Source organism: Pseudomonas sp. ATCC 13867 (assembly GCF_000349845.1).
Lineage (GTDB): Bacteria > Pseudomonadota > Gammaproteobacteria > Pseudomonadales > Pseudomonadaceae > Pseudomonas.
This window is the reverse complement of record NC_020829.1, coordinates 5,154,115-5,173,547: the sequence shown is the minus strand read 5'-3', so window position 1 is coordinate 5,173,547 and position 19,433 is coordinate 5,154,115. Positions and strand designations below refer to the sequence as shown.

Below are 19,433 nucleotides of genomic sequence, written 5' to 3'. Positions count from 1 at the left end.
GCGGCGTAACCCACCGATGGAGTCATCCGTTGGCGCGACGATGGGTATCGCTGCGCTCAACCCATCCTACGGGTACCTAGTTATGGCTTTGGCAAAACGCATCATCCCCTGCCTCGACGTGGACAACGGCCGCGTGGTGAAGGGCGTCAAGTTCGAGAACATCCGCGACGCCGGCGACCCGGTGGAAATCGCCCGTCGCTACGACGAGCAGGGTGCGGACGAAATCACCTTCCTCGACATCACCGCCAGCGTCGATGGCCGCGACACCACCCTGCATACCGTCGAGCGCATGGCCAGCCAGGTGTTCATCCCGCTGACCGTGGGCGGCGGCGTGAGGACGGTGCAGGACATCCGCAACCTGCTCAACGCCGGTGCGGACAAGGTCTCGATCAACACCGCCGCGGTGTTCACCCCGGAGTTCGTCGGCGAGGCCGCCGCGCGCTTCGGTTCGCAGTGCATCGTCGTCGCCATCGACGCCAAGAAAGTGTCGGCGCCGGGCGAAACCCCGCGCTGGGAAATCTTCACCCACGGCGGCCGCAAGCCCACCGGGCTGGACGCGGTGGAATGGGCGAAGAAGATGGAAGGCCTGGGCGCCGGGGAAATCCTGCTGACCAGCATGGACCAGGATGGCGTGAAGAACGGCTACGACCTGGGCGTGACCCGCGCCATCAGCGAGGCGGTGAACGTGCCGGTGATCGCCTCCGGCGGTGTCGGCAACCTGCAGCACCTGGCCGACGGCATCCTTGAGGGCAAAGCCGACGCGGTGCTGGCCGCCAGCATCTTCCACTTCGGCGAGTACAGCGTGCCGGAAGCCAAGGCCTATCTGGCCAGTCGTGGCATCGTCGTCCGCTGATTCTCCTCCGGGCCGGTTTTCTCCCGGCCCACGATCCCTGCTCGCTGGATGCCGCCGGTCGAGGTGATGGCGTTTAGGTGCGTGATTGCCATCCATGTAGGGTTTATTGGCGTCAATTCTCCGAGTAAGCTCAGCGCCTTCTCAGAATTTTCACACTCAGGAAGACCCAGATGCTGAAGCGCATTCTGCTCGCATGGATTGGCTGCGGCCTGCTGCTGGCCAGCGCGGCAAAGGCGGAAACCGACGGCTCGGGCTACAGCATGGTGCTGCTGACCGAGAACTTCCCGCCCTACAACATGGCCATCAACGGCAAGAACTTCGCCCAGGAAGACAACATCGACGGCATCGCCGTCGACATCGTCAAGGAGATGTTCAAGCGTGCCGGCGTCCAGTACAGCCTGACCCTGCGCTTCCCCTGGGACCGTATCTACAAGCTGGCGCTGGAGAAGCCCGGCTACGGGGTGTTCGTTACCGCGCGGCTGCCCGAGCGCGAGAGCCAGTTCAAGTGGGTCGGCCCCATCGGCCCGGACGACTGGGTGCTGCTGGCCAAGGGCGACAGCCCCATCAGCCTGAACAATCTGGAAGAAGCCAGGAAGTATCGTGTCGGCGCCTACAAGGGCGACGCGATGGCCGAGTACCTGGCCAAGCACGGCTTCGAGCCGGTGCTGGCGCTGCGTGACCAGGAGAACGCCGGCAAGCTGCGGGAAGGCGAGATCGACCTGTGGGCGAGCGGCGACCCGGCGGGCCGCTACCTGGCCAAGCAGGTCGGCGTCACCGGCCTGAAGACCGTATTGCGCTTCAACAGCGACCAGCTGTTCCTCGCGCTGAACCGCGAGACCCCGGATGCCGTGGTGCAGAAGCTGCAGTCGGCGCTGGACAAGATGCGCGCCGAAGGCTTCGTCGACGACGTGCTCAACAGTTACCTGTAAACCCTGAGGCCGGCCATCCGCCGGCCTTCGTGTTTGGCGCCGACATCCCTCGGCGCCGGTTTTGCCACGGAAGGCAGACGAGCGAAGTATTCCGTCCCCCCTGCAGGGATGCCGCAAGCCCAATAACGATAACCAAGCGAGCGGTATGACCATGCTGAAAGTCCTGATCAAGACCCTGACCCTGGGTCTGTTGCTGGGGGCCGCCACGGCCCGCGCCGAGTTGCCCGCCGATTACAAGATGGTGCTGCTCACGGAGAACTTCCCGCCGTTCAACATGGCGGTGGATGACAAGAACTTCGCCCGCGACGACGGCATCGACGGCATCAGTGCCGACATCGTCCGCGAGATGTTCAAGCGCGCCGGCATCCAGTACAGCCTGAGCCTGCGCTTCCCCTGGGACCGCCTGTACAAGCTGACCCTCGACAAGCCCGACTACGGACTGTTCTCCACCACCTACACCCCCGAGCGGGTACCGCTGTTCAAGTGGGTCGGCCCGATTGCCAAGACCAGTTGGGTCCTGCTCGCGCCGCCGGGCAGCTCGATCAAGGTCAAGGACCTCAAGGACGCCGCCAAGTACAAGCTCGGCGCCTACAAGAACGATGCCGTCAGCCAGAACCTGGAGAGCCAGGGCATTCCGGTGCTCAACGCGCTGCGCGACCAGGAGAACGTGAAGAAGCTGAGCACCGGCGAGATCGACCTGTGGGCCACCACCGACCCGGTGGGCCGCTACCTGGCCAAGCAGGAAGGCGTGTCCGGCCTGCAGACCGTGCTGCGCTTCAACGAGGCCCAGCTGTACCTGGCGATCAACAAGGACACCCCGGACGAGGTGGTGGCGAAGCTGCAGAAGGCGCTGGACGACATGCGCGCCGATGGCTTCATCGAGCAGGCGACCAATAACTATCTGTAAGCCTGCAGTCCGGGCGCCCAGGCCTGACTGCTCTTGGTAGGAGCGAGCTTGCTCGCGAACCGCTCTCGGAAACTCTGGTGCCGGGGCTGTTCGCGAGCAGGCTCGCTCCCACGAAATGCCCGCGTCTAGCGGTAAATTCCGTTCTGCCCATGCCCCTGCATGGCGCGGTTGGCGCGCTCGCCGATCAGCAGCGTCGGTTGCACCAGCTCGAAGCCCTGTGCCTTGAGGCCGGGCAGCACCCGCCTGAGCACCGCCAGGGTCGCCGGCTTCGGATGGCCGATCATCACCACCGTACCCTGTCTGCGTGCCAGTTTCAGGCCCCGCTCCATCTGCTCCATCACCGCCGCTTCGCTCGGGTCATCGTCTAGGAATACATCCCGCGACAGGCTCGCCAGGCCGATCTTCTGGGCTTCGGCGGCGGCCACGGTGGCGGCGCTGGTGCGGCTGTCGAGCAGGAACAGATGGCGGCGCTGCAGCTCCCCGGCGAGCCAGGCCATCGCCGGTCGGTCGGCGGTCATGCGGCTGCCTTCGTGGTTGTTCAGGCCCTGGGCGCAGGGCACCTTCGCCAATGCGGCATCGAGACGGCGAGCGCGCTCCTCCTGGCTCAGCTCCGGCCGCCAGGCGAACTCGCCGCCCGCCGGGTCCATTGGCATGTGCAGCATCACGGTGCGGCCGAGCCGGTGCGCTTCGCGGGCCAGTTCGGCGGCGTGGGGCGTGTCGGGGATGATCGCCAGGGCGATGGCGGGGGAGAGGTCGAGCACCTGGCGGTCGCGCGCCAGGTTCTGCCCGAGGTCATCGATGACGATACTGACCAGCGGTTCGACGGCGTCCGGCGGCGGCGTTGCCACCGCCGGTTGGCACAGCAGGGCGCCAAGGCTCAGGCCGAGCAGCCGCCGGGCCCAGCGCATCGGTCAGTTGTTGCCGCGGCTGACGCTGAGTCCTTTCAGCAGGCTGAGGGCTTGGCTGAGCTGGTAGTCGCTGTCCTGCGGGCGATCCACCGGCGCCTTGCCGGCGGCCGTGGGGCGATCCTTGCCGCCGTTGCCGTTGGCCAGGTGGCCCTGCAGGTCGGCTTCCTTGAAGCCGTCGAACTCGTTCTTCTCGCGGGTCACCTTGGCGCGTTCCACCTCGATGTCCGGGGTGATGCCCTGGGCCTGGATCGAGCGGCCGTTGGGGGTGTAGTAGAGCGCGGTGGTGAGCTTCAGGGCGCGATCGTTGTTCAGCGGCAGCACGGTCTGCACCGAGCCTTTGCCGAAGCTGTCGGTGCCCATCAGGATGGCGCGCTTCTGGTCCTGCAGGGCGCCGGCGACGATCTCCGCCGCCGAAGCGCTGCCGCCGTTGATCAGCACCACCAGCGGTACGCCGTCGCTCGGGTCGGACGGATCGGCCGAGAAGCGCAGCTCGGAGTTCGGGATGCGGCCCTTGGTGTAGACGATCAGGCCCTTGGTGAGGAAGGCGTCGGCCACTTCCACCGCCGACTGCAGCACGCCGCCGGGGTTGTTGCGCAGGTCGAGGACCACGCCTTTGAGCCTGCCGTTGTTTTCCTTGCGCAGGCTGGTCAGCGCCTTGACGGTTTCCTCGCCGGTGTTGACCTGGAACTGGGTGATGCGCAGGTAGCCGAAGCCTGGCTCGAGCATCTGGTTGCGCACGCTCTTGACCTTGATGATGGCGCGTTTGAGCTCGACGTCGAACGGCTTGCCGCCGCCGCGCACGATGGTCAGGGTGATCGGCGAGCCGGGCTTGCCGCGCATGCTGTCCACTGCTTCGTTCATCGACTGGCCCTTGGTTGGCTTGCCGTCGATCTTGACGATCAGGTCGCCCGGCTGGATGCCGGCGTTGGCCGCGGGGGTGTCGTCGATCGGCGAGATCACCTTGACGAAGCCGTCTTCGCTGCCGACCTCGATGCCCAGGCCACCGAACTCGCCGCTGGTGCTTTCCTGCAACTCGGCGAATTCTTCCGGGCCCAGGTAGGCAGAGTGCGGGTCGAGGTTGCTGAGCATGCCCTTGATGGCGTTCTCCAGCAGGGTCTTGTCGTCCACCGGCTCGACGTAGGCGGCCTTCACCCGGTCCAGGACCTCGGCGAAGGTGCGCAGCTCATCGAGCGGCAGCGGAGCCTCCTTGCCGTTGGTCGCGGGCGCGGCAGCCGGGGCGTCGGCGGCCTGTGCCGCACCGACGCCGAGCAGCAGGGCCAGGGCCAGGGTGGTGAGACGGAAAGCTTGCGACATGTTTGGGGCTCCTAAGGCGTGCTCGCCGCTTATCCCTGCGTGCGACACCAGGTAGTGGGGTCCGCCGGGCGGCCCTGATGGCGAATGGCAAAGTATACCGCCGGGGTGCTCTGCCCACCGCTGGCCCCTACGGTTGCGATGGGGTCGCCTGCTTTGACGGTGTCGCCGGCGTCCTTCAGAAGGCTTTGATTATGCCCATAAAGGCTGAGGTAGCCACCACCGTGGTCGAGAATGACCAGCAGGCCGGCACCGCGCAGCCAGTCGGCGAACACCACGCGGCCGCCGTGCACGGCGCGTACCGTGCTGCCGGCCTGGGCGCCGATCAGCACGCCGTCCCAGGTGGCGCGGGGATCGTCGCCGCGCGGGCTGCCGAAGCGCGCCAGCACGCGGCCGTTGACCGGCCAGGGCAGTTTGCCGCGCGCGGCGCCAAAGGCACCGCCGAAGCCTGCGCCGCTGGACACCAGCGGGCCGCTGTAGTCGGCGCGGGGCTTGCTCGGGGTGGCGGGTTTTTCGCCGCGTTCGGCCAGCCCGCGTTCGCGTTTTGCGCGCTCACGCTCGGCGGCCAGGGCGCGCTGGCGCGCTTCCTCGGCTTCGCGGGCCTGGCGGGCCAGGGTTTCTTCGATGGTCTTGAGAACCTTGTTCAACTCGGCCTGGCTCTGCTCGCGGTCCTTGAGCTTGCGGTCGCCGCTCCGGTAGTCGCTGTTGAGCTTGGCCAGGGTTTCCTGGCGCGCCTTGCGGGCATCGGCCAGTTCCTGGCGGCGTGATTCCAGCGCGCTCTGCTGTTCGACCTGCTGGTTCTTCTGCGCGGTGATGTCCTGCTCGACGCTGCTGAGCTGGCTCAAGGTTTCGTTGAAGGCGCTGAGCTGCTCCAGGCGGGCCTTGTTGATGTACTCGTAGTAGGTGAGGGTGCGGCTGAATTTCTCGGGGTGTTCCTGGTTCAGCAGCAGCTTGAGGTATTCCTCGCGGCCGCTCTGGTAGGCGGCGCGGGCCTGGATGGCGATCAGTCGCTGCTGTTCAAGGCGCGCGCCCTGGAGTTTTTTTTTCTCCCCATCGAGGCGCTGCAGCTCTTCCTCGTTCTTCTTCAGCTCATCCTGGATCTGCTGGATCTGCTTCTCCAGGTCGCCCATCTGGGTTTCGGTGGACTTGAGCTGCTTCTGCACCCCGGACTTCTCGTCCTGGATGTTCTTCAGGTTCTTTTTCAGCTCGGTGATGTCTTTCTGCGTCTGTTCCAACTGGCGTTGGGTGTCGGCGCGTTCGTCGGCGCCGGCCCCAAGTGGGCTCAGGAGGCAGATCAGCAGCAGCGGGAGGAGGGCACGGGGCATTGGGCGGCGGGCACCTGGATTCTGGACGGGCCTAGTATGCCCGTGGCGGGCGTTAAAAAAAACGCCCCAAGACCGCGTGGTCCGGGGCGTTTCCTCTGACCGGCGGGAGCTGGCTCACGTTCCCGTCAAATCGACACCTTACAGCAGGGTGACGATCGACTTGCCGGTCATCTCCTTGGGCTGTTCCAGACCCATCAGGGTCAGCAGGGTCGGCGCCACGTCGGCCAGCACGCCGCCCTCGCGGATGCTCAGCTTGCGCTTGCCGACATAGACGAACGGCACCGGTTCGCAGGTGTGCGCGGTGTGCGCCTGGCCGGTCATGACGTCTTCCATCTGCTCGACGTTGCCGTGGTCGGCGGTGATCAGGGCTTCGCCGCCGACCTTGTCCAGCGCCTCGACGATCCGACCGACGCAGGTATCCAGGCACTCGACGGCCTTCACCGCGGCTTCGAACACGCCGGTGTGGCCGACCATGTCGCCGTTGGCGTAGTTGACGATGATCACGTCGAAACGCTGGTTCTCGATGGCGTCGACGATCCTGTCGGTGACTTCCGGCGCGCTCATCTCCGGCTGCACGTCATAGGTGGCGACCTTGGGCGAAGGGATGAGGATGCGTTCTTCGCCTTCGAACGGCTCTTCGCGGCCGCCGGAGAAGAAGAAGGTCACGTGGGCGTATTTCTCTGTCTCGGCGATGCGCAGCTGGGTCTTGCCGTTCCTGGCCAGGTACTCGCCCAGGACGTTGTCCAGGGATTCGGGCTTGAACGCGCTGGGCGCCGGGATGCCGGCCGCGTACTGGGTGAGCATCACGTACTCGGCCAGCTTCAGCTCGCGCTGGCGCGGGAACTCCTTGAAGCCCGGCTCGACGAAGGCGCGCGACAGCTCGCGGGCGCGGTCGGCGCGGAAGTTCATGAAGATCACGGCGTCGCCGTCTTCCACGCGCACCTGTGCGCCGATGCGGGTGGCCTTGACGAACTCGTCGCTCTCGCCGCGCTCATAGGCGGCGTTCAGCGCGCCCACGGCGGTGTCGGCGGTGTAGTCGGCGGCGCCTTCGGTGATCAGGTTGTAGGCGGCTTCGACGCGGTCCCAGCGGTTGTCGCGGTCCATTGCGAAGTAGCGGCCGATGATGCTGGCGGTGCGGCCCTTGCCGATGCGGGCGAAGGCGTCGTCGAGCAGCTTCAGCGATGGCTCGGCGCTCCTGGGCGGGGTGTCGCGGCCATCGAGGAAGGCGTGCAGGTAGATGTTCTGCGCGCCGCGCTGGGCGGTCAGTTCGGCCATGGCGACCAGGTGGTCCTGGTGGCTGTGTACGCCGCCGTCGGAGAGCAGGCCGAGGATGTGCACCGCCTTGCCGGCGCCGACGGCCTTGTCGACGGCGCCGGTCAGCACCGGGTTCTGGAAGAACTCGCCGTCGCGGATGGCCTTGGTGACGCGGGTGAAGTCCTGGTAGACGACACGGCCGGCGCCCAGGTTCATGTGGCCTACCTCGGAATTGCCCATCTGGCCGTCGGGCAGGCCGACGTCCATGCCCGAGCCGGAGATCAGGCCGTTCGGCTGGCTGGCCAGCAGGCGGTCCCAGTTGGGCTTCCTGGCGGCGTAGATGGCGTTGTATTCCGGGCTATCGCTATGGCCGAAGCCGTCCAGAATGATCAGGACCAGCGGTTTGGGCGTTGCAGTCATAGGTACGGCTCTTTCCGAGAATAGGGGTCAGAAAAGGACCGACATTTTACCGATTGGTGCCGACAGACGCCATGATCCGCAGGGTTCAGCCGTCAGATACGCGCGTGTATACTGGCCGGCATTTTTACGTCTGGATGTCCTGTGCCATGTCCTCGTTCCTCCCTCGTCTGATCGAATTTGCCACCAACCACTACCTGCTGGTGGGTGCCCTGGTCGTACTGCTGGTGCTGCTGGCCCTGCATGAAATGCGCAAGGGCGGCCGTGCCTTGTCGACCCGCGAGCTGACCGCTCTGGTGAACGCCGAGCAGGCCGTGGTCCTCGATATCCGCCCGACCAAGGAGTTCTCCGCCGGCCACATCGTCGATGCGCTGAATATCCCGGCGGACAAACTGAACGCGCGCCTTTCCGAGCTGGACAAACACAAGGCCAAGACCATCATCGTGGTCGACGGCATGGGCCAGCACGCGGGCACCTGGTGCAGCGTGCTGCAGAAGGCCGGTTTCACCGCTGCCAAGCTGTCCGGCGGCATCGGCAGCTGGCGTGGCGACAACCTGCCCCTGGTGAAGTGAGATGCCGTCGATCTTGATCTACACCAGTGCGTGGTGCCCTTATTGCATCCGCGCCAAGGCCCTGCTGGACCGCAAGGGCGTCGCCTACCAGGAGATCTCGGTGGACGGCAAGCCGGGCGTGCGCGCCGAGATGGCCAGCAAGGCGGGCCGCACCTCGGTGCCACAGATCTGGATCGACGCAACCCACGTCGGCGGCTGCGACGATCTCTACGCGCTGGAACGCGCGGGCAAGCTGGATACGCTGCTCACGGCGTGATCCCCAATCCTGAAACGATGCACAAGAAGGTCTCGAAATGACTGAACAAGCCAACGGCGCCGCCGAGCAAGACAGCAATCCGCAGTTCTCGCTGCAGCGCATCTATATCCGCGACATCTCCTTCGAAGCGCCCAAGGCTCCGGAAATCTTCCGTCAGGAGTGGCAGCCGAGCATTTCGATGGACCTCAACACCCGTCAGAAGCAACTGGACGGCGACTTCTACGAAGTGGTCCTGACCGTTTCGGTGACCGTGAAGAACGGCGAAGAAACCGCCTTCATCGCCGAAGTGCAGCAGGCCGGTATCTTCCTGATCAAGGGCCTGGACGCTTCCAGCATGAGCCACACCCTTGGCGCCTTCTGCCCGAACATCCTCTTCCCCTACGCCCGCGAAACCCTCGACAGCCTGGTGGTGCGCGGCTCCTTCCCGGCGCTGATGCTGTCCCCGGTGAACTTCGATGCGCTGTACGCGCAGGAAATCGCCCGCATGCAGGCTTCCGGCGAGATCCCGGCCCAGTAAGCACTGACGCCGCACGACAAAGGCGCCTACGGGCGCCTTTTTCTTTGTCTGGCGCTTTGTTTGGTCAATTTTTGATCGTTCTCGCGCATGCCATGTGCCCCTTCGGTTCCGCGCATTTATCCACAGACTGTTCCCGCAGTTGCTCAGGAATGCTGTGAGTAAGCCTCATGCTCTTCGTAGGAGCGAGCTTGCTCGCGAACCGCTTTTCCAAGTGCCTGCGGACACCGGCTGTTCGCGAGCAAGCTCGCTCCTACAGGAAAAGCGCAGCCGCGCGGCGTTCAAGTTTGGTGCGTGCGCACTAGAGGGGCGCAGGCGGGTGGCGGTCTGCAGCCTCGGTATTGGCCGCTCCGCTGTGTGCTCACGGGCTCTTGGAAATCCGCCGGAAGCCCCGTCGTTACTGGCTTTCAGGCGGTCAGCCGAGGTGCTGTCCGACACAAGGGGCCATCTTGGCACGCCCTCTGCAATACCCCTGACAACAGCGATTTCAGGGGCCTCGGTACAGGCAGGCTGGGGAACCCCTCTTTTACACCCCGTGAATGCGCCGCTAGAAGCAGCGGCCGTCGCAACCGGTTTGGGGGTCCTGGTACAGGCAGGCCGGGTAAGCCCCCCTTTTATGCCAGCGGCCGTCCCGGTGGAGGGCCTGCATCCCGCTTCGGGGCCCCGGACCAGGCCGGCCGGGGACACCCCGCTTTCATTCCGGGCGTGCCCTGACCTTCAGGTGCCATTGGCCGTCCGCTTCGGCGCTGTCCCAACTGCCTTGCAGGCGCCGGGTCGACAGCAGGGTCAGCAGCACGGTGTTCCCCTGCGCCTCCACTTGCCAGCGCACCGGCGCGTCGCCGATCCGCAGCTGTCCTTGCCGGGGGTTGCCTCGGGCTTCAATCCGCAGCGCCAGGGCGCCTTCCAGATGGCCGGCGTGTACCGTCGGTTGCGCGTTCAGCGTGATGAGCAGGCCATCCGCCGCCGGCGCGATGGCGAGAATCTCCGCAGGCCCTTCGGCTGGCGAATCCACCAGGCGGCCGATCATCAGGCCGACGAGCAGGCCCAGCACGCACAGCGAAAGCATCACCTTCAGCCACGGCCTGGGCCGCATTTGCGCCTGTGCGGGGGTAGAATGCCCGCCGTTCTCAGGCTCGGAGCGCTGCATGTTCCACGTGATCCTTTTTCAACCGGAAATCCCCCCCAACACCGGCAACATTATCAGGCTGTGCGCCAATGCGGGTTGCAGCCTGCACCTGATCGAGCCGCTGGGCTTCGAGCTGGACGACAAGCGCCTGCGCCGCGCCGGGCTGGATTACCACGAGTACGCCAGCGTGCGCCGCTACGCGAGCCTGGAGGAATGCCTGGAGCAACTGGGCCATCCACGTGTGTTCGCCTTCACCACCAAGGGCTCGCAGCCGTTCCACGAGGTGGCGTACGAGCGTGGCGACGCATTCCTGTTCGGCCCGGAGAGCCGCGGCCTGCCGGAAGAGGTGCGCGAAGCGCTGCCGCCGAAACAGCGCGTGCGCCTGCCGATGCGCCCTGGCTGCCGCAGCCTGAACCTGTCCAACACCGTGGCGGTGGCGGTCTATGAGGCCTGGCGTCAGAACGGCTTCGGCATGGACTGAGCGTTTTTCGATCGATCCGCGCAAAGCCGCGCGGGGCGGGGAGTGCAGCGGCTTGCCCCAAGCTTATCCACAAGCGGGCGCACAGCGGATGTGGGCAAGACGAGAATTCCTGCACAGAAACCACGCAAACCCGCAGACCGCGCGTGCTCTGGGCTGTAGCACGTTCCTTCCCCGTTCCGTGCACAGTGTTATCCACAGGTTTTGGGGATGGATGTTGCGGGCGTGTGACTGCACCGACCTGCTTTCTGTAGGAGCGAGCTTGCTCGCGAACGTGCTAGCCGGCAACACCAGTGCTGAGGCGGTTCGCGAGCAAGCTCGCTCCTACAAGGGCGGCACGTACCTGGCCGCCATCACGGCGCATAGCCCGTTGCGGGTTATGCGCCCTAGGGGAGCCTTGAATAGAAAAAGGGGCCTTGCGGCCCCTTTCCCATCGCAGGACCTCAGTCCTCGCCATCCTCGTCCGGGCCGTCGATCTTCATGCCCAGTTCCTTGATCTTGCGGGTCAGGGTATTGCGCCCCCAGCCCAGCAGCACGGCGGCATCGCGGCGGCGGCCGGCGGTGTGCTTGAGGGCGGTCTCGATCATGATCCGCTCGAAGGCCGGCACGGCGATGTCCAGCAGGCTGGATTGGCCGCGCCCCAGTGCCTGGTCGGCCCAATGGCGCAAGGCCTGCTCCCAGTTGGCGGCGGGCGGGCTGTCCTGTGGCTGGGTCAGCAGTTCCGGCGGCAGGTCGTCGATGTGCACCTCACGACCGGACGCCATGACGGTGATCCAGCGGCAGGTGTTCTCCAACTGGCGCACGTTGCCCGGCCAGCCGAGGTTCCTCAGGTATTCCTCGGTTTCCGGCTTGAGCAGCTTGGGCTCCACCGCCAGCTCCTGCGCCGCGCGGGAGAGGAAGTGCCGGGCCAGCGCGGGGATGTCCTCGCGGCGATCGGCCAGGCGCGGGATGTGTACGCGGATGACGTTGAGGCGGTGGAACAGGTCCTCGCGGAACTTGCCCTCGCGCACCAGGTTTTCCAGGTTCTGGTGCGTTGCGGCGATGATCCGCACGTCCACCTTCACCGGGGTGTGGCCACCCACGCGGTAGAACTCGCCGTCGGCCAGCACACGCAGCAGGCGGGTCTGGGTGTCGGCCGGCATGTCGCCGATCTCGTCGAGGAACAGCGAGCCGCCGTCGGCCTGCTCGAAGCGGCCGCGGCGCTGGTTGGCCGCGCCGGTGAAGGCGCCTTTCTCGTGGCCGAACAGCTCGGACTCCATCAGGTCCTTGGGGATCGCCGCCATGTTCAACGCGATGAACGGCGAGGTTGCGCGCGGGCTGTGGCGGTGCAGGGCGTGGGCGACCAGCTCCTTGCCGGTACCCGACTCGCCGTTGATCAGCACGGTGATGTTGGAGTGGGAGAGGCGACCGATGGCGCGGAACACCTCCTGCATGGCCGGCGCCTCGCCGATGATCTCCGGGGTGCGCGCCTGGTTGGCCGGTGCTTCCAGGCCCTGCTGCTCCTGGGCGTGCTGGTTGGCGCGCTTGACCAGGGAGACGGCTTCGTCGACGTCGAAGGGCTTGGGCAGGTACTCGAAGGCGCCGCCCTGGTAGGAGGCCACGGCGCTGTCCAGGTCGGAATGCGCGGTCATGATGATCACCGGCAGGCGCGGGTGCAGTTCGCGGATCTGCGCCAGCAGGTCCAGGCCGCTGGCGCCGGGCATGCGGATGTCGGAGATGATCACGTCCGGGTGCTGGCGGCCGAGGCGGCTCATCACGCTGTCGGCGCTGTCGAAGCTGAGCGTGGTCATGCCTTCCTGTTGCAGGGCCTTTTCCAGTACCCAGCGGATGGAGCGGTCGTCGTCGACGATCCAGACAGTCTCTGATCGGCTCATGGTCAATGGACTCCTTGTTCCAGGGGCAGGAACAGACTGAATACGGTGTGGCCCGGATGGCTGTCGCATTCGATCAAGCCCTGGTGCTGGCTGATGATGTTCTGGGTAATGGCGAGGCCAAGGCCGGTGCCGTCGGCGCGGCCGCTGACCATGGGATAGAAGATGGTGTCCTGCAGTTCGGCCGGGATGCCGGGGCCGTTGTCGATGATCTCCACCTTGCACACCAGGCGATGGCGCGTGTGGCCGATGGTGAACTGACGCAGGGTGCGGGTGCGCAGGGTGATGCGCCCCAGCTTGAGTTCGTTCTGCGCTGAAATCGCCTGCATGGCGTTGCGCACGATGTTGAGCACCGCCTGGATCATCTGCTCACGGTCGATCAGCAGGTCGGGAATGCTCGGGTCGTAGTCGCGCACCAGCGGGATGCTGCCCTGGGTCTCGGCCTCCACCAGGCTGCAGACGCGTTCCAGCACCTCGTGGACGTTGGTCACCGAGAGCTGCGGCAGCTTGTTCGAGCCGAGCATGCGGTCCACCAGGTTCCGCAGGCGGTCGGCCTCTTCGATGATGACGTTGGTGTAGTCCTTGAGCGACTCGTCCGGCAGCTCGCGGGACAGCAACTGCGCTGCGCCGCGAATGCCGCCCAGCGGGTTCTTGATCTCGTGGGCCAGGCCGCGCACCAGCAGCTTGGTGGTTTCCTGCTTGGACAGTTGCGCCTCTTCCTTGGTGATCCGCAGCAGCCGGTCACGCGGGTGGACTTCCAGCAGCAGCAGGGTGTCGCGGCGGTCGAGGATCGGCGTCACCGCGTAGTCCACGGTGATGCTCTGACCGGTCAGCGAGGTCAGGCTCGCTTCGCGCTTGGTGAAGGGGTGCGCCTCTTCCACCGCCTGGCGCAGCGAGTGCAGCGCCTCGGGCGATTCGGTGAACAGTTCGCTGATGAACTGGCCGTGGCTGCGCTGCCCGCTGACCGCCAGGAGCATTTCCGCCGCCGGGTTCATGTACTCCAGGCGCAGCTCGGCGTTGAGCAGGATCACCGCCGTGGTGAGGTTGTCGAGCAACAGGCGGAGCTGGGTTTCTGTAGGCATGGCGTAAGGAATGTCCCAAGACTGTGCGGGAAAATGCAAAAAGCAAACCAGGCCCTCAAAGGTCGCGTATTTCGGCGCCTGGGGCTGATTTGTGGTGCGCAGGCGGGCAATCGGGCCGAAGGAAGTGACCTGAAATGGGGAGAGTATAGAAAGTGGTGCAGGCCAATGCACCGATATGGTGCGTTTGTGCCGGGTCGCACGCCGCCGTCAGCGACTGGCGGCGCTGAGCTGGCGGGTGGTATCCGGGACCGCTGAATCGGCCACCGAGACGCGGAACATGTGGAAGGGCTGATTGGGCGTCTGCTCGATGGTGCGGCCGAGGGTGTCGATGATTTCCACCGACAGCTGGTGGGTGCCGCGATCGATGTTGCTCAGCGGGAACACCGGGCTGCGGCCGGGTTCGCCCACCGGCTTGCCGTCGAGCAGCAGGCGGTACAGGTGGCCGGGCAGCAGGGCCGGGTCGCTGGTGGCGGAGACGATCAGCGCACCGTCATTGGCCCGCACGGTGGCATCGGGCTCCGGCACGAGGATGCGCAGCAACTGGTAGGCGGGCGGCCCCGGCGGCAATGCCGGCGTGGCCGGCGCGTAGAGCGGCGGTGGCATCCGCACGCCGTTGGGCAGGTTCGGCATGGCGTTGGGTGGTGCGAGCTGCAGCTTCTGCGCGTTGCCGCGCGGCGGCTGGTCGGTGAAGACGCGGTTGCCGTCCTTGTCGATGTAGGTGTAGACCTCGGCGCTGGCCGACAGGCAGCAGAGCGCCGACAACAGGAGTATCACCAGATGGCGCATGTTCAGTTGCCCGGCCTGGGGCGGACGTGGGGGCGCGCCGGGCTGTTGGTGCTGATGCGCTGCAGGGTGAAACTCACCGGCGGGCTGCTCTGGATCACCTGGCTGCCCTGCAGGACCTGGACGGCGAGGGTGTGATCGCCGCGGTCGATGCTTTCCAGGCCGATGCTGGTGGAGCGGGTCGGGGCGCCGTAAGGCTGGCCGTCGAGCAGCAGCTGCAACTGGTGATCGGCCGCCAGGGCCGGCTGCACCACGACGTCGACGACGAAGGTGCCGTTGTTGACGCGCAGGGCTTCGTCGGTGGGCAGGTTGCTCAGCGCGAGGATGGCATAGGCGCTCTGCGATTCGGCGGTGCCGCTCTCTTCGCCGGTGTTCACCGGTACCTGCGGGGTGACGGTGTTGGTGGGTGGCAACTGCACCGGCTGCGCGCCGACGTTGCTCGGCGGCTGGTTGGTGAACACCGTCTTGCCGTTGGCGTCGGTGTACTTGTAGATCTGCGCACTGGCTGGCAACGCGGCGGCGAGCAGCAGGGCGGTGAGGATCAGGCGCATGGGCGATCTCCGGATGGTCGTGCAAAGCCTTGCATTGCCGACGACGGCTGGCAAGTTGCCTATTGTGATTCAGCATGGCAGCTCACAGTGTGCGCTGCCGCTCGCCGATGGACCTTTCATGCGGCACCGCAGTCCATTGCCGGTTCGCGTCCTCTGTATGATGCCTGCGAGCGTTCCTATATCTGCCTTGGGGTGTGCCTGTGACCGACCTGCTCCGTTCCTGTTTCCGTCAGTGCCTGCTGCTGTGCTGCCTGAGTGCCGGCCTGCTGCTTGCCGGCCCCGCGCTGGCGGCACTGCCGGGCCCGTTGGCCGGCGTGACGGGAGGCAGCGAGCAGATCAGCGAGGCGCAGTTGCAGCAGTCGCTGGACCAGGTGATCAAGACGCTGGAGAACGACCAGCAGCGGGCCGACCTGCTGAAGAAGCTCAAGCAACTGCGCGATGCGAGCAAGAAAAGCGCGGACGAGCAGGGCGGCGTGCTGGGGTTGATCGGCGACACCCTGGGCAGCCTGGAGAAACAGTTCGAAGGTGCCAACAGCCCTGTGTTGCGCTGGAGCGCCTTGTTCAGCCAGGCCCGCGAGGAGTTGGGGGCGCGCATCCCTTCCTGGCAGGAATGGTCGGGCATGCTCTTCGACTTCGCCCTGGTGATCCTGCTCTGGGCCTGCGTGGCCCTGGGGTTGCGCTGGGTGGCGCGGCGCATGCAGGATCGCTTCGGCCTCGCCGGCGAGCTCCCCCAGCACCCCAAGACCCGCGACCTGTTGCTGTTCGCCCTGCGCAAGCTCGGCCCCTGGCTGGTGGCGTTCCTGATCACCGTCTACCTGTCGGTGGTACTGCCCAGTTCCCTGGGCAAGCTGCTGGCGATGGTGATGGCTTACGTGCTGGTGTGCGGCACACTGTTCTCCGCGTTGTGCGTGATCTCCCTGTCGCTGCTCAGCGGCCCGCATCGCATGCGCGCGCTGGATATCCTGCGGCGCCGCGCCTTCCGCCCGTTGTGGCTGATCGGCAGCCTGGCCTCGCTGGGCGAGGTGATGCACGACCCGCGCGTGATCGAAAGCCTCGGCCAGAGCATCGCCCTCTGCGTCGGCTCGCTGGCGAACATCTTCGCGGCACTGTCCACTGCGCTGTTCGTCCTGCAGTTCCGCCGGCCGGTCGCCCACCTGATCCGCAACCAGCCGCTGGAGCGCCGCATCAAGCGCCGTGGCCTGCATGACCTGGTCGAACTGGTGGGGTCGTTGTGGTTCCTGCCGATACTGGTACTGGTGGGCATCTCCCTGTTCGCCACCGTGGTCACCGCCGGCGACAGCACCTATGCCCTGCGCCGTGCCCTGCTGTGCGCGCTGATCGCGGTGCTGGCGATGACCGTCAACGGCCTGATCCGCCGCGCCCACCTGCGTTCCTCGCGCCACGGCAGCCGCCGCAGTGCGCCCTATGTCGAGCAACTGCAGAACTTCGCCTACACCCTGCTGCACATCGCCAACCTGCTGGTGTTCCTGGAGATCGGCCTGCGCGTCTGGGGCATGTCGCTGATCCGCTTCACCGAGGGCGACGGGGCGGCCATCAGCATGAAGCTGATCAGCTTCGGCACCACCCTGCTGGTGGCCTGGCTGGTGTGGATCCTGGCCGACACGGCGATCCAGCACAGCCTCGGCCTGGGCGGCAAGAACCGCAGCAATACCCGCGCGCTGACCATGCTGCCGTTGATCCGCAACGTGCTGTTCGTGACCATCGCGGTGATCGCGCTGATCGTCGCCCTGGCCAACATGGGCATGAACGTCACCCCGCTGCTGGCGGGCGCGGGCGTGATCGGCCTGGCCATCGGCTTCGGCGCGCAATCGCTGGTGGCGGACCTGATCACCGGCCTGTTCATCATCATCGAGGACTCGCTGTCCATCGACGACTACGTGGATGTCGGCGGCCACCTCGGCACCGTCGAGGGCCTGACCATCCGTACCGTGCGCCTGCGTGACCTGGACGGCGTGGTGCACACCATCCCCTTCAGCGAGATCAAGAGCATCAAGAACTACTCGCGGGAGTTCGGCTACGCGATGTTCCGCTGGCCGGTGCCGGCCAGCATGCCGATCGACGATGCGGTGGCGCTGGTCCATGAGGTCACTCGCGACCTGCGTGGCGACCGCACCATCAGCCGCGCCATGTGGTCGGCCCTAGAAATGCAGGGTGTGGAGAGTTTCGACAACGGCCAGGCGATCCTCCGCTTCCGCCTGAAGACCGCGCCGATCCGCCAGTGGGAAGTGCAGCGCGCCTTCAACCTGCGCCTGCGCCAGAAGCTGGACAAGGCGGGCCTCGAACTGTCGATGCCGCGGCTGAATGTGCAGCTCTCGCGGATGCGCACCTCGCAGCGCGAGGACGACGAGGAGCAGGGCGTGCCAGTAGACGGCGGGATCTGATTCCGCTTCGCGGCGCTGCTCTTCGTAGGAGCGAGCTTGCTCGCGAACGGATTACCCGACGGCACCGGTGCTGGGTCGGTTCGCGAGCAAGCTCGCTCCTACAAAATATCGGGTGCCAGCTTTCCTGAGTCCATAAAAAAGGCCTCCCGAAGGAGGCCTTAATGCTGACGCTATTTATATAGGTATTCGTGGATCAGACGCTGTAGTACAGGTCGTATTCCAGCGGGTGCACGAAGGTGCGCACCTTGATCTCTTCTTCCGACTTCAGCTCGATGTAGGCATCGATGAACTCGTCGGTGAACACGCCGCCCTTGGTCAGGAACGCACGGCCCTTGTCGAGTTCTTCCAGCGCCTCTTTCAGGCTGCCGCAAACCTGCGGGATTTCCTTCGCCTCTTCCGGCGGCAGGTCGTACAGGTTCTTGTCGGCGGCATCGCCGGGGTGAATCTTGTTCTGGATGCCGTCCAGGCCGGCCATCAGCAGCGCGGCGAAGCACAGGTACGGGTTGGCAGCCGGGTCCGGGAAGCGCGCTTCGATGCGGCGGGCTTTCGGGCTGGACACGTACGGAATACGGATCGAGGCGGAACGGTTACGGGCGGAGTAGGCCAGCATGACCGGGGCTTCGAAGCCCGGAACCAGACGCTTGTAGGAGTTGGTGGCCGGGTTGGTGAAGCCGTTCAGGGCCTTGCCGTGCTTGATGATGCCGCCGATGAAGTACAGGGCGGTCTCGGACAGGCCGGCATAACCTTCACCGGCGAAGGTGTTCTTGCCGTCTTTCGAGATGGACATGTGCACGTGCATGCCCGAGCCGTTGTCGCCGTACAGCGGCTTCGGCATGAAGGTCACGGTCTTGCCGTAGGCGTCGGCAACGTTGTGGATGCAGTACTTCAGGGTCTGGACTTCGTCGGCCTTCTTCACCAGGGTGTTGAACTGCACGCCGATTTCGTTCTGGCCGGCAGTCGCCACTTCGTGGTGGTGAACTTCGATGACCAGGCCCATTTCTTCCATGGCATTACACATGGCGGTACGGATTTCGTGGTCGTGGTCGACCGGCGGTACCGGGAAGTAGCCGCCTTTCACGCCCGGACGGTGGCCCTTGTTGCCGCTTTCGATGTCGGCGTCGGTGTTCCAGGAAGCCTGCTCGGAGTAGATCTTGAACATCGAGCCGGAGATGTCGGACTTGAACTTCACTTCGTCGAAGATGAAGAACTCCGGCTCCGGGCCGACGAATACGGTGTCACCGATACCGGTGGACTTCAGGTATTCCTCGGCGCGCTTGGCGATGTTGCGCGGGTCGCGCTCGTAGCCCTGCATGGTGCTCGGCTCAATGATGTCGCAGACCAGGATCAGGGTCGGCTCTTCGGTGAACGGGTCGAGCACGGCGGTGCTGTCGTCCGGCAGCAGGATCATGTCGGAGGCTTCGATGCCCTTCCAGCCTTCGATGGAGGAGCCGTCGAACATCTTGCCGGCTTCGAAGAAGTCATCGTCCAGCGCGTCGCGGGCCGGCATGGTGACGTGTTGCTGCTTGCCTTTGGTATCGGTGAAGCGCAGGTCAACCCACTTCACGTCATGATCTTTGATCAGTTGTTGCGACTTGTACGACATGCTGTCCTCCAGGAGGGATTAGAGCTGGGAACTTCTGTGCCCCAGGATCGGGTGATGCCGGCCGGAATACTCCGTCAGGGCAACCTGCCTCACAAGGGAGCAAGTTGCGTGCCAGTGCCCGTAATCGTGCAGAACCGCTGATTTGCGGGGCTTCGGCGAGTGCGACCAGGAATTACCGGGTAATTGTGCACCGTTTTAGTGCTTCATTGTGGTGCGTCAGTCCATTTTGGTGCGCCCAAAAGAAAGTCTCCGATTTCTGCTCAAGTCTTGAGCAATTTCGGATATAATCTT

At 65.4% G+C, this 19,433-nt stretch carries 18 protein-coding genes; 8 read left to right on the top strand and 10 right to left on the bottom strand.

The genetic code is table 11. The annotated features are described in order from the left end of the window. The first annotated feature begins 82 nt into the window (after positions 1-82). The 3 genes from hisF (at position 83) to H681_RS23140 (ending at position 2,689) form a co-directional block, all read left to right on the top strand. A complete protein-coding gene (hisF, locus tag H681_RS23150; RefSeq protein WP_015479326.1) occupies positions 83-853 on the top strand; it encodes an imidazole glycerol phosphate synthase subunit HisF in 771 nt (256 codons plus the stop codon). A gap of 170 nt (positions 854-1,023) precedes the next feature. Then, entirely contained in the window at positions 1,024-1,782 is a 759-nt protein-coding gene (locus tag H681_RS23145) for a substrate-binding periplasmic protein (RefSeq protein WP_015479325.1), read from the top strand. A gap of 151 nt (positions 1,783-1,933) precedes the next feature. Continuing rightward, the gene (locus tag H681_RS23140; RefSeq protein WP_015479324.1) at positions 1,934-2,689 is read left to right on the top strand and encodes a substrate-binding periplasmic protein; all 756 of its coding nucleotides are present in this window, start codon (positions 1,934-1,936) and stop codon (positions 2,687-2,689) included. 125 nt (positions 2,690-2,814) lie between these two features. On the opposite strand, the gene H681_RS23135 is transcribed toward H681_RS23140, so the two are convergent. From H681_RS23135 to gpmI, 4 genes are all read right to left on the bottom strand, one after another. Next, positions 2,815-3,597: a divergent polysaccharide deacetylase family protein gene (locus tag H681_RS23135; RefSeq protein ID WP_015479323.1), complete on the bottom strand. Its 783-nt coding sequence runs from the start codon at positions 3,595-3,597 to the stop codon at positions 2,815-2,817. Positions 3,598-3,600: 3 nt separating this feature from the next. After that, positions 3,601-4,911 carry a S41 family peptidase gene (locus H681_RS23130; protein WP_015479322.1) on the bottom strand — a complete coding sequence of 437 codons (1,311 nt, stop codon included), beginning with the start codon at positions 4,909-4,911 and terminating at the stop codon, positions 3,601-3,603. A gap of 29 nt (positions 4,912-4,940) precedes the next feature. Then, a complete protein-coding gene (locus H681_RS23125) occupies positions 4,941-6,233 on the bottom strand; it encodes a murein hydrolase activator EnvC family protein (RefSeq protein WP_015479321.1) in 1,293 nt (430 codons plus the stop codon). Positions 6,234-6,371: 138 nt separating this feature from the next. Further along, entirely contained in the window at positions 6,372-7,907 is a 1,536-nt protein-coding gene (gene gpmI, locus H681_RS23120) for a 2,3-bisphosphoglycerate-independent phosphoglycerate mutase (RefSeq protein ID WP_015479320.1), read from the bottom strand. Between the two features lie 146 nt (positions 7,908-8,053). Between gpmI and H681_RS23115 the strand changes: the two genes are divergently transcribed. From H681_RS23115 to secB, 3 genes are read left to right on the top strand one after another with little or no spacing between them, the layout of a single operon-like run. Further along, complete coding sequence (locus tag H681_RS23115) at positions 8,054-8,476, top strand: rhodanese-like domain-containing protein (protein ID WP_015479319.1); 423 nt, start codon at positions 8,054-8,056, stop codon at positions 8,474-8,476. A gap of 1 nt (position 8,477) precedes the next feature. Further along, positions 8,478-8,732 (top strand): glutaredoxin 3, encoded by a 255-nt coding sequence (gene grxC, locus H681_RS23110; RefSeq protein ID WP_015479318.1) that lies wholly within the window; start codon positions 8,478-8,480, stop codon positions 8,730-8,732. Positions 8,733-8,769: 37 nt separating this feature from the next. Further along, the gene (secB, locus tag H681_RS23105; RefSeq protein WP_015479317.1) at positions 8,770-9,249 is read left to right on the top strand and encodes a protein-export chaperone SecB; all 480 of its coding nucleotides are present in this window, start codon (positions 8,770-8,772) and stop codon (positions 9,247-9,249) included. Positions 9,250-9,940: 691 nt separating this feature from the next. On the opposite strand, the gene H681_RS23100 is transcribed toward secB, so the two are convergent. Next, a complete protein-coding gene (locus tag H681_RS23100) occupies positions 9,941-10,393 on the bottom strand; it encodes a hypothetical protein (RefSeq protein ID WP_041712236.1) in 453 nt (150 codons plus the stop codon). On the opposite strand from H681_RS23100, the gene trmL reads away from it, so the two are divergent. After that, a complete protein-coding gene (gene trmL, locus H681_RS23095) occupies positions 10,392-10,853 on the top strand; it encodes a tRNA (uridine(34)/cytosine(34)/5-carboxymethylaminomethyluridine(34)-2'-O)-methyltransferase TrmL (protein ID WP_015479315.1) in 462 nt (153 codons plus the stop codon). The two genes, H681_RS23100 and trmL, sit on opposite strands and share 2 nt — an antisense overlap. A 440-nt stretch (positions 10,854-11,293) precedes the next feature. On the opposite strand, the gene ntrC is transcribed toward trmL, so the two are convergent. From ntrC to H681_RS23075, 4 genes are all read right to left on the bottom strand, one after another. After that, a complete protein-coding gene (gene ntrC, locus H681_RS23090) occupies positions 11,294-12,724 on the bottom strand; it encodes a two-component system response regulator NtrC (RefSeq protein ID WP_015479314.1) in 1,431 nt (476 codons plus the stop codon). Between the two features lie 2 nt (positions 12,725-12,726). Further along, positions 12,727-13,803 carry a nitrogen regulation protein NR(II) gene (glnL, locus tag H681_RS23085; RefSeq protein WP_015479313.1) on the bottom strand — a complete coding sequence of 359 codons (1,077 nt, stop codon included), beginning with the start codon at positions 13,801-13,803 and terminating at the stop codon, positions 12,727-12,729. 207 nt (positions 13,804-14,010) lie between these two features. Then, a complete protein-coding gene (locus H681_RS23080) occupies positions 14,011-14,589 on the bottom strand; it encodes a DUF4124 domain-containing protein (RefSeq protein ID WP_015479312.1) in 579 nt (192 codons plus the stop codon). A 2-nt stretch (positions 14,590-14,591) separates the two neighbouring features. Continuing rightward, entirely contained in the window at positions 14,592-15,137 is a 546-nt protein-coding gene (locus H681_RS23075; RefSeq protein WP_015479311.1) for a DUF4124 domain-containing protein, read from the bottom strand. A gap of 194 nt (positions 15,138-15,331) precedes the next feature. Between H681_RS23075 and H681_RS23070 the strand changes: the two genes are divergently transcribed. Further along, positions 15,332-17,539 carry a mechanosensitive ion channel family protein gene (locus H681_RS23070; protein WP_041712234.1) on the top strand — a complete coding sequence of 736 codons (2,208 nt, stop codon included), beginning with the start codon at positions 15,332-15,334 and terminating at the stop codon, positions 17,537-17,539. Between the two features lie 193 nt (positions 17,540-17,732). Here H681_RS23070 and glnA read toward each other — a convergent pair whose 3' ends face one another. Next, a complete protein-coding gene (gene glnA / locus H681_RS23065) occupies positions 17,733-19,142 on the bottom strand; it encodes a glutamate--ammonia ligase (RefSeq protein WP_015479309.1) in 1,410 nt (469 codons plus the stop codon). Positions 19,143-19,433 lie beyond the last annotated feature (291 nt).

Excerpts from the sequence above, each read along its gene's own strand:
- H681_RS23075 (WP_015479311.1), bottom strand. The coding sequence starts at position 15,137 with ATGCGCCTGATCCTCACCGCCCTGCTGCTCGCCGCCGCGTTGCCAGCC.
- H681_RS23115 (WP_015479319.1), top strand. The coding sequence starts at position 8,054 with ATGTCCTCGTTCCTCCCTCGTCTGATCGAATTTGCCACCAACCACTAC.
- hisF (WP_015479326.1), top strand. The coding sequence starts at position 83 with ATGGCTTTGGCAAAACGCATCATCCCCTGCCTCGACGTGGACAACGGC.
- H681_RS23135 (WP_015479323.1), bottom strand. The coding sequence starts at position 3,597 with ATGCGCTGGGCCCGGCGGCTGCTCGGCCTGAGCCTTGGCGCCCTGCTG.
- ntrC (WP_015479314.1), bottom strand. The coding sequence starts at position 12,724 with ATGAGCCGATCAGAGACTGTCTGGATCGTCGACGACGACCGCTCCATC.
- gpmI (WP_015479320.1), bottom strand. The coding sequence starts at position 7,907 with ATGACTGCAACGCCCAAACCGCTGGTCCTGATCATTCTGGACGGCTTC.
- H681_RS23100 (WP_041712236.1), bottom strand. The coding sequence starts at position 10,393 with ATGCAGCGCTCCGAGCCTGAGAACGGCGGGCATTCTACCCCCGCACAG.
- glnA (WP_015479309.1), bottom strand. The coding sequence starts at position 19,142 with ATGTCGTACAAGTCGCAACAACTGATCAAAGATCATGACGTGAAGTGG.
- H681_RS23080 (WP_015479312.1), bottom strand. The coding sequence starts at position 14,589 with ATGCGCCATCTGGTGATACTCCTGTTGTCGGCGCTCTGCTGCCTGTCG.
- secB (WP_015479317.1), top strand. The coding sequence starts at position 8,770 with ATGACTGAACAAGCCAACGGCGCCGCCGAGCAAGACAGCAATCCGCAG.
- grxC (WP_015479318.1), top strand. The coding sequence starts at position 8,478 with ATGCCGTCGATCTTGATCTACACCAGTGCGTGGTGCCCTTATTGCATC.
- trmL (WP_015479315.1), top strand. The coding sequence starts at position 10,392 with ATGTTCCACGTGATCCTTTTTCAACCGGAAATCCCCCCCAACACCGGC.
- H681_RS23125 (WP_015479321.1), bottom strand. The coding sequence starts at position 6,233 with ATGCCCCGTGCCCTCCTCCCGCTGCTGCTGATCTGCCTCCTGAGCCCA.
- H681_RS23130 (WP_015479322.1), bottom strand. The coding sequence starts at position 4,911 with ATGTCGCAAGCTTTCCGTCTCACCACCCTGGCCCTGGCCCTGCTGCTC.
- glnL (WP_015479313.1), bottom strand. The coding sequence starts at position 13,803 with ATGCCTACAGAAACCCAGCTCCGCCTGTTGCTCGACAACCTCACCACG.
- H681_RS23145 (WP_015479325.1), top strand. The coding sequence starts at position 1,024 with ATGCTGAAGCGCATTCTGCTCGCATGGATTGGCTGCGGCCTGCTGCTG.
- H681_RS23140 (WP_015479324.1), top strand. The coding sequence starts at position 1,934 with ATGCTGAAAGTCCTGATCAAGACCCTGACCCTGGGTCTGTTGCTGGGG.